2 protein-coding genes and 2 pseudogenes are annotated in these 5,152 nt (G+C 65.4%); 2 read left to right on the plus strand and 2 right to left on the minus strand.

Annotated elements, in window-relative coordinates:
* Both GXB81_RS30245 and GXB81_RS30250 read left to right on the plus strand, forming a co-directional pair.
* A pseudogene (locus GXB81_RS30245) lies at positions 1-363 on the plus strand (nitronate monooxygenase); the annotation flags it as partial.
* Positions 364-1,018: 655 nt separating this feature from the next.
* The gene (locus GXB81_RS30250; RefSeq protein WP_167042238.1) at positions 1,019-2,164 is read left to right on the plus strand and encodes a branched-chain amino acid ABC transporter substrate-binding protein; all 1,146 of its coding nucleotides are present in this window, start codon (positions 1,019-1,021) and stop codon (positions 2,162-2,164) included.
* Positions 2,165-2,524: 360 nt separating this feature from the next.
* Here GXB81_RS30250 and GXB81_RS30255 read toward each other — a convergent pair whose 3' ends face one another.
* Together GXB81_RS30255 and GXB81_RS30260 are read right to left on the minus strand one after the other, a co-directional pair.
* Positions 2,525-4,285, minus strand: coding sequence for a collagen-like triple helix repeat-containing protein (locus GXB81_RS30255; protein WP_205991132.1), 1,761 nt, complete (start codon positions 4,283-4,285; stop codon positions 2,525-2,527).
* Between the two features lie 258 nt (positions 4,286-4,543).
* Positions 4,544-5,152: pseudogene (locus tag GXB81_RS30260) on the minus strand (MFS transporter); the annotation flags it as partial.

Consider the following 5,152-nt stretch of genomic DNA (forward strand, 5'->3'; position numbering starts at 1 on the left):
TAAAGCGCGATTCCCGCCGTATGGAAAACCCGCGTGCGCGGCATGTCCGACACCTCGACTACGGTGACGCGCGCGATCACCGGCCGTCATGCGCGCGGCATCCGCAATCCGTTGATGCAACGTTTGAGCGAAGAGGCGCAGCGGATCGCGCCGTATCCCGTGCAAAACGCCTTGACGCAGGAGCTGCGGCAAAACGCGGGCCGCGCGCAGAACGGCGATTACCTGTCGCTGTGGGCGGGGCAGGGCGCGCCGCTCGGCCGCGCGCGTCCTGAAGGGCTCGGCGCCGCCGAACTGATGGCGCAACTCGAGCAGGAATGGCGCGCGGCGACCGCGCGTATCGCCGCGTTCGAGCGCCGCTCGTGAAGCGCCGCTCGTGAAGCGCTGATTGTGCGACCGGCTTTGCGATTGGCTTCGTGGCCGGTTTTGTTGACGGGTTTGTGACCGCGCCGGCGACCGCATTCAGTGACTGCATGCGTGGCTGCGGTTTTGACCGCATTCATGACCGCTTGGTGACCACATCCGTGACCGATTCCGCGCCCACTTCCGCAGTCGCTCCGGCGACTGATTCAGAGATGCGCCGGCGCGCCTGCAATGCGAACTGAATCCGTTAATAAGCATGTGCGGCGCGCCTCATTATCGAGTTGAAAAATCCTTCGAATTATTCCCGATTCGAACCAGAAAAAACGCTAAAACCTCCCGCGCGGCGAACCCCCTCAATTGGCGGAAACCCGCATGGGCTGGCGCTTTCCGGCCCATTCGCCGAGGCCGCGAGCGACGCTTGCGGGACACGCGCTATTAGTGTTCTTCCCACTTTCTCAAAAAATTCCCCCAAATTAATTTGATGACCTACACTTGCGCGCAAGTACGGTTTGCCAACTGTCACAAACAGTCAGGCAAGCGTACTGGCCAAGTGCATGAACGATGCAACCGGCGTGATCGTCCACGGGACTGAGCGACACGAGTTGGGGAAGCGGGGCACAGGGCGATTACGTTGTTTTGACCGAAAATGGAGACATACATGAACATCACAATTCAAAAGTTGTTGCCGATCAGCGCTGCGGCGATGCTGTTCGCGACGTTGGCAACATCGGCCGCGGCCGACACGGTCGTCAAGATCGGTCACGTTGCGCCGTTGACTGGCGGTATCGCTCACCTGGGTAAGGACAACGAAAACGGCGCGCGTCTCGCCGTCGAGGAAATCAACGCGAAGGGCCTCACGATCGGCGGCCAGAAGATCACGCTGCAACTCGATGCCCAGGACGACGCGGCCGACCCCCGCACCGCCACGCAGGTCGCCCAGAAGCTCGTCGACGACAAGGTCGTCGCCGTGGTCGGCCACCTGAACTCGGGCACCTCGATCCCTGCTTCGAAAATCTACAGCGATGCGGGCATCGTGCAGATTTCGCCGTCGGCAACGAACCCGGCCTACACGCAACAGGGCTTCAAGACGACGTACCGCGTCGTGGCGACTGATGCGCAGCAGGGTCCGGCACTCGCCAACTACGCCGCGAAGGACATGAAGATCAAGTCCGTCGCGATCGTCGACGACTCGACCGCGTACGGCCAGGGTCTCGCGAACGAATTCGAAAAGACCGCCAAGGCGCTCGGCCTGAACGTGGTGTCGCATGACGCGACCAACGACAAGGCCGTCGACTTCCGCGCGATTCTGACGAAGATCAAGGGCGAAAACCCGGACGCGATCATGTACGGCGGCATGGATGCCACCGGCGGCCCGTTCGCGAAGCAGGCCAAGCAGCTCGGCCTGCGCGCGAAGGTGCTGGCAGGCGACGGCGTGTGTACCGACAAGCTGTCCGACCTGGCCGGCGACGCAACCGACAACATCGTCTGCTCGGAAGCCGGCATGGCGCTCGAGAAGATGGCGGGCGGCAAGGCGTTCGAAACGAAGTACGAGAAGCGCTTCGGCCAGCCGATCCAGATCTACGCGCCGTTCACGTATGACGCGGTGTACATCATCGTCGACGCGATGAAGCGCGCGAACTCGACCGATCCGGCGAAGATCCTGGCCGCGATGCCGACGACCGACTACAAGGGCGTGATCGGCGAAACGACCTTCGATTCGAAGGGCGACCTGCAGCACGGCGTGATCTCGCTGTACAACTACAAGCAGGGCAAGAAGACGCTGCTCGACGTCGTGAAGATGTAAATTCCATGTGAGCGGGGACGGCATTGCGCCGTCTTCGGTTCGCTGTTAAAAAGGCACGCGCGCTGTGAGGCTCGCGTGCCTTTTCTTTTATGCTCGCTTTCCGTATTTCCACGCGATGGCTTCTTTCGCGCATCGCCATGCTACGGACACCGAACCGGCTTGCGCACGCTGCTGGACTTGCAAGCCGGCATGCGTTCGCCGCGGTTCGAGTGCCTGTCGACCGCGGGAGCGCAGGGTGTTCATCGAACCTTCATCAAGCGTACGCAGATAAAAAAATGGCGAGCCGGTTGCCCGGCTCGCCACCCTCCCTGCGGCGCTTCTGGTTATCGCGCCTTTATCTGCTGTCGTTGTTCTTGGTTATCACTTCTTCGCCGCGAGGTTGCCGAGGCCGCCGAGCAGGCCGCCACCCGAGCTGCCGCCCGCGGCACCCGTGACGCCGCCTACCGTGGTCGTCAGCGTACCGGTGACCGTCGTCAGCAGGCCGGTGACCGGCGCGAGCAGATTGCCGCTGCCGCTACCCGATGACGTGCCGCCCGTCGTCGCGCCGCTGAGCGTGCCCGTCAGCGACGACACCAGCGTCGTCACCGGCGCGAGCGGGTTGCTGCCGCCGCTCGACGTCGCGCCGCCCAGAACGCCGGTGACCGTGCCCGTTACCGAACTCACGACATTGGTCAGCGGCGCAAGCGGGCTACCCGAGCCGCCGGTGCCGCCAAGGCCGCCGAGACCACCCGTCAGCGTCGAGACGACGCTGGTCAGCGGTGCGAGCGGGCTGTTGCCGCCGCTGCCGCCGCTCAGGCCGCCCGTCAGCGTGCCGGTGACCGTCGTCAGCAGACCGGTGACTGGTGCGAGCGGATTGCCCGAGGTCCCGCTGCTGCCGCCGAGACTCAGCAGGCCTGTGAGACCGCCGAGCGGATTGCCCGAAGTCCCGCTGCTGCCGCCGAGACTCAGCAGGCCCGTGAGACCGCCGAGCGGGTTGCCCGAGGTACCGCTGCTGCCACCCAGACCGAGCAGACCCGTGAGGCCGCCAAGCGGATTGCCGCTGCTCGCGCTGCCCGCGGTGAGCAGGCCGCCCGCCGAGGTGACCGTGTCGCCGAGCTTCGTCACGACGTTGCCGAGGTTCTGGCCGATGGGGTTGCCGGTTGCACTGCCGATCTTGCTGCCGGCGCTATCGAGTCCGTGGCCGAGCGTCGACAGCAGGCCGTTCAGCGGCGCGCCGAGGCCGGTCGTGTCGCCGACGGTTTGGGTCGTCTGCGCGAGCGTCGAGGTGATCGGCGTGATCGCGGTGCTGAGCGTCTGCGTGACCTGCTGGATCGGGCCGTTCGATAGCGTCGCGCCGAGCTGCGTGCCGACGCTGCTGACCGTATTGCCGACCGTCGATACGACCGTGCCGAGCGGCGTCGTCAGCGGGCTCAGCGCCGAGGTCGGGCCGCTGCCGAGGCTCGTGACTAGCTGGCCGGCGCTGTTGACGGCCTGGCCCGCGTTGTAGACGAGGTTGCCGCTGCTGGCGAGCGTGGTGCCGAGCGGATCGGTCGAATTGCCGAGCTGGCCGAGGCCGTTCGCGACGCCGGTGCCGAGCGCGGTCACGCCGCTGCCGAGATTCGACACGACGTTGCCGAGCGCGGTGGTGGTCGCTGCATTGGTGCCGGGAAGCGACGTCGAGCCGATCTGGCTGCCGACCGCGGAGACGGTTTGGCCGGCTGCGGTGACGACGTTGCCGGTGTTCTGCACGACGACGCCAACGGGGTTGGCGCTGGCTGTGCCGCTGCTCGAACCGCTGCTCGAACCGCTGCTCGAACCGCTGGACGAGCCACTGCTCGAACCGCTACTGGAGCCGCTGGACGAGCCACTGCTGGAGCCGCTGGATGAGCCACTGCTCGAGCCGCTACTGGAACCACTGGACGAACCGCTGGACGAGCCACTGCTCGAACCACTGCTGGAGCCGCTGGATGAGCCACTGCTCGAACCGCTACTGGAACCACTGGACGAACCGCTGCTCGAACCACCCGCGCCTCCGCCGCCGAGGCTACCTGTGCCGGTTGTCAGCGTGCTACCGCATCCGGTGAGGACGATCATTGACGTCACGCATAGCGCGACGGCCGTCAGTTTGAGTTTGCATTGCATGTTCCGCTCCCCTCGTAATATGGAAATTGCTGAGGGAGCTAACTGCAAAGACTATGCCATTTTTTTAAGCGACCTGGCGAGAGATGAAAATATATATAAATCAACAGGTTGATGGTTTTTGCGCGGGCAGGCGAGACAGTTCCGGGCAGCGATGTGTCGGGGAACACAGCGGCGCGCGGGGCCGCGCGTAACGTAACGTAAGCCGGCGGGTTTCATATGACATGAAGAACGTCGACACACGGCAGGCGTGCCCTGGGCTCAGATCTTCAAACGCCGCAGCACCTTCGGGCCGACGAGCGCGATCGACGCGGCGCACACGGCGACGACCGACAGACCGATCGTCAGATTGGTCATCTGCGTGACCGCGCCGATGATGACCGGCCCGAGCAGCAAGCCGAAATACGCGAGCCCCGCGACGTGCGCGAGCCCTTCGGCCGCGTGGATGCCCTTCACGCTCGCGGCCGCCGCGAACAGCACCGGCATCATGTTCGCGAGGCCAAGGCCGAGCAGCGCGAAGCCGACCAGCGCGGCAACCGGATTCGGCAGCAGCAGCGCGTCGACCATGCCCGCGCAGGCGAGCGCGGCGCTCATCATCACGAGCTGCGGCGCGCCGAAGCGGGCGCGCACCGCATCGCCGGCAAAACGCGCCGCCGCCATGCCGCCCGAAAACGCTGCGTAGGCGGCGCTCGCGAGTGCGGGTGTCGCGAGCACGACGTCGCGCATATAGACCGTGGCCCAGTCGTACATCGCACCTTCGGCGATCAGCGCGACGAGCGCCATCGCGCCGAGTGCCCACAGCGCTGGCGAGCGCCAGCGGCTCGTGCGCGGCGTCGCCGAGTCGGGATGCTCGGCGTGCGGCACGTGCGG

The sequence above is a fragment of the Paraburkholderia sp. Ac-20336 genome (genome assembly GCF_017105025.1).
Lineage (GTDB): Bacteria > Pseudomonadota > Gammaproteobacteria > Burkholderiales > Burkholderiaceae > Paraburkholderia.

Coding starts and splice junctions, on each gene's coding strand:
- GXB81_RS30250 (WP_167042238.1), top strand. CDS start 1,019: ATGAACATCACAATTCAAAAGTTGTTGCCGATCAGCGCTGCGGCGATG.
- GXB81_RS30255 (WP_205991132.1), bottom strand. CDS start 4,285: ATGCAATGCAAACTCAAACTGACGGCCGTCGCGCTATGCGTGACGTCA.